General features: G+C 51.8%; 3 protein-coding genes and 1 pseudogene. All 4 read right to left on the bottom strand.

Annotated features, from left to right (window positions below; all coding sequences use genetic code 11):
- Positions 1-983 (bottom strand): annotated as a pseudogene (tssI, locus tag AC0Z8Z_RS25170) (type VI secretion system tip protein TssI/VgrG); the annotation flags it as partial.
- Positions 984-1,349: 366 nt separating this feature from the next.
- The gene (locus AC0Z8Z_RS25165; RefSeq protein ID WP_485620941.1) at positions 1,350-1,943 is read right to left on the bottom strand and encodes a suppressor of fused domain protein; all 594 of its coding nucleotides are present in this window, start codon (positions 1,941-1,943) and stop codon (positions 1,350-1,352) included.
- A 1-nt stretch (position 1,944) separates the two neighbouring features.
- The gene (locus tag AC0Z8Z_RS25160) at positions 1,945-3,060 is read right to left on the bottom strand and encodes a GH-E family nuclease (protein WP_485620940.1); all 1,116 of its coding nucleotides are present in this window, start codon (positions 3,058-3,060) and stop codon (positions 1,945-1,947) included.
- The coding region (locus tag AC0Z8Z_RS25155) for a DcrB-related protein (protein WP_485620939.1) at positions 3,057-3,581 on the bottom strand (525 nt) is incomplete at its 5' end. The genes AC0Z8Z_RS25160 and AC0Z8Z_RS25155, both read right to left, overlap by 4 nt.

Here is a 3,581-nt window from a genome sequence, read left to right as displayed (position 1 = left end):
TTGTTCGCCGGCAACGACCACGGCGGGGTGTTCTTGCTGTTATAGACGCTGCCCATGATCAGCGGGCGGTCCGGATTGCCGTCCAGGAAAACCACAACCACTTCATCGCCCACACGCGGGATCTGAATGCTGCCGAAGCCGCCACTGGCGCCGGACTGGGCGACGCGGACCCAGCAGGAGCTGTGATCGTTGTACTTGCCGTTGCGGTCCCAGTGGAACTGGACTTTGACGCGACCGAGTTCGTCGGTGAAGATTTCTTCGCCCGGCGGGCCGACGATGATGGCGGTCTGTGGCCCAGAGATGGTCGGGCGTGGGGTGGACAGTTGCGGGCGGAAGGGAATCTTTTTGCGCACGCAGGAGAAGGTGTTGTAGTAGCTCGCCTGATGGCCATTCAGGTAGTTGTTGTGGCCTTCGCTTTCGACGCCCATCAGCAGGAACTGACGATCGTCGGCGGAGCCTTGATCGTGGTCGTAGTGCTGCACCAGCTCGAAGGTGTAACCGGGCTTCATCGCGCGGCAGTTGCTCGCCCCTTCGAACTTCTTGCCGCGTATTTCCAGGGCTTCCATGCGCAGGCGCAACAGCGTTTCGCCCTCGTCGTAGGTGCCGTGGGTGTACTGGCCAGGGAAGTCGTAGATCTCGAACGTCTCGACATCGCCCTGTTTGTTCAGGCTGTTCATCCCGACGGGCAGACGGTTGTTGGGCTGACGGTAGTCGAACGTCTGCACGGCCATCTTGCCCGCCTGCAACTGGCGGTTGCCGCTCCACTGGGTGATGGAGTCTGCGGTCTCGGTGACGGACGCGGTGTGGAAGCGGATCTGCGGTTGCTCGGGCAACGGTTCCAGCATGCTGGAGTCGTCACAGATGATCATGGTGTGGCCTTCGGCGGTGTGCTCGAAGTAGTAAAACATCCCTTCTTCTTCAAGCAAGCGCTGGACGAAGTTGAAGTCGGTTTCACGGTATTGGGTGATGTAGGTGTAGCGCTTTTGCGATATATCAGCTTAAGTGGAACGATGACAAAATTCCGCCAGCGCCCTCGCTTGAAAATAAGTAAAGGACATCTAAACCAACTTCGGAGATCAAGCATTCAGCATATTTGAATAAAGGCATTAACATTCCGACTGGACGATCAGGCGACAGCAGCCGAGCTAAATATTCGACCCATACAAACAGCATCGGAACGCATAAATTCGCACCCAACGCTTACTACCAGATATGAGCAACTTTATTTATAAGGATGTTTGGCCGCTTAGACTCAGCAAAACGACCAAATGTTCACAATTTTATATAATCCCAACGAACGACGACATCATAGATGCCCATTAGCAAGAGACACAATTGAACACATGAGATCAATCAAACTTCACTGGTAGCCTTTGAGCATCCAAGGTATTGATCTCCTGCTCGGAAAGCAAGTCATCAAACGCATCACCACCAAATTTTTCGATGAATACTCTTTCAACCTCATAAATCGCGATGCACTGTAACCAATTAATCTTTAAATTTTTAAAGCTTAACTCTGGAAAGTGAGCATCATTCCAAATATAGGGCACAGTTAAATAGATGTGAGGCATAATAGGATCGGGCAGATAGTCCTGAAATATGTTCGGAACTACATCTCCAGGCATCACAGCTTCTTTGCGCTTTTGAATGAAGAAAGCGGCTGAAGCGACAGCGTTCTCCCAATATATTTCGGGAGTTAGCGCCGCAGCACATAATTCCACACGAGTCCCAAACTCGTCGCCGTCTGCATCAAGCAACGAAATTTCAGAAAGACCTATGGACCCAATTGACTTGACACCCTTATGCACTGAATCAAGCGTCGTAAGCAACTCGACTGACAATGTTCTATTGTCGTCGTAGTAGACTTGAACTTTTAGCTCGCCTTTGAAAACTTGAAGAGTATGTTTAGCTACTGCGCGACGCTGGTCACTTGGAGTAGACATCTTAAGGCCCTAAGTATGTATCTGAAGATAATTCGCCAGCATGACTTCGATTTGACGATGGGAGTTCAGGCCTATAGTGACCTGGCTTATTGAATTCGTCAAGAAACTCTTTCCTAGTCAGACCGCGCTCTTCAGCGCTCTTCACGTGTTTCCAATGCTCGTAGCCTGGCTTGTGACCCATATCCCAAGGCTCGGCCTTATTCATAGGAGACTCGGTAACTGGATCACGCACAATTCCATCTGGGCTATCTGTTTTCGCTTTCTCCCACACAGACTCCCTTACCCCTTTACGGAATGTCCCGCGACGATATTTAAACTTTGACCAAGTTGAAGGTTTATCCGAAGGTGTTTTCGGCCGCACACCAACATTTCCAAGGTTAGAACCTGCGCCCTTGTTTATAAGCTTAAAGCTACGATCAAAAGCCACGCCTCCCCTAGCGGCTAATCCCCCTCCAATGATCCCTCCCATTAATGCCGAAATTTTTTGTCCGTCGGTCCCTTCGCCAAATATTTCACCACCAATCCACCCGGCACCTCTCTCACCTACTAATGCGCCGATAATACCCACCCCTACTACCAACGGGCCCGCCACCGCGAGCGCGCATCCAAGACCAATCGCAAAAATGGTATTCTGCAGCAATTCAGGCACTTCAGGATCAATCGCGTCGGTTGTTTCGGTTTCTCCACCAATATTCACATTGCCAGAGCCAGCGCGGATCTTTCCGTCGCATATCGTACGATCTCCGACCCTTGCCGCGGGTACGCCGTTTATGTAAACGGTATGACTACCTTGGCCAATAATCTTCGGAGCGCCGGAGTGCTTCTGACAGTTAGCGGTATCTAAGTGGGCTCGCGCTGCCGCCCTTCCGTTTATTTTCACGTTGGCGGAGCCCGTTGTGATTTGGCCCGCATCGTTTGTGAACATATCAAGGCCACCTAGCACTTCCCCCACGCCGGCGCCCATTGCCGCCCCGGCACCAACAAATGCAATGGCAGCCAGTCCACCTGTACCTACAATTAATGCTGATGCTACAGCCCCGATAGCCAATCCCGCGATGAGTCCGGTAAGAGCTGCGGAGTGCTCAATAGGATCCCCTACACGAGCAGCCTGAGTCATGCCAAAGTGACCTCATCTTCCAGCGGAGGGTGCCGTAACTCCAGCGTGTCTATAACAGAATAGAAAGCTGCACGCTCTTCATCGTTCATTCCTGCAGGGTCGTTACTGGTACCGGTGATCTGGATCAGAAGCGGCTGTTGATGCTCATCCTGATGCAAAAATAGAAGTTGCAACTGATAGATTAGCTGCCCTTGTTGCCGCCATTTGAATTCGACCCGACGCGCTTCAACGCCAGCAATTTCTGCAGGGCAAAGCGCCTCGATCCATTCCAGATGCGATAACGTTTTTTTCAAGTCGGTGATCAACTGCTGCGCCACTACCTCCAAATCCGTAGAACCATCTACGGGCGTACGACCGATAACTATTGATAGGGGACTCGGCCCAATATCAGTTAAGGTAAATACGTGAAAGGTCTTGTCCTTGAAGCTCTCCGGCCGCACGAAGCTCAGCTCGTTGGTCTGAAAACGCTCATGGGGCTTGGGAATCAGGTTGGCTAAACGCTCCTGTTCCAGGCGTTCGGC

This window comes from Pseudomonas sp. 1L-C-7-B-C1 (genome assembly GCF_057291635.1).
The sequence above is the reverse complement of the archived record's forward strand: the minus strand, read 5'-3'. Positions and strand labels throughout refer to the sequence as shown.

Excerpts from the sequence above, each read along its gene's own strand:
- AC0Z8Z_RS25165 (WP_485620941.1), bottom strand. The coding sequence starts at position 1,943 with ATGTCTACTCCAAGTGACCAGCGTCGCGCAGTAGCTAAACATACTCTT.
- AC0Z8Z_RS25160 (WP_485620940.1), bottom strand. The coding sequence starts at position 3,060 with ATGACTCAGGCTGCTCGTGTAGGGGATCCTATTGAGCACTCCGCAGCT.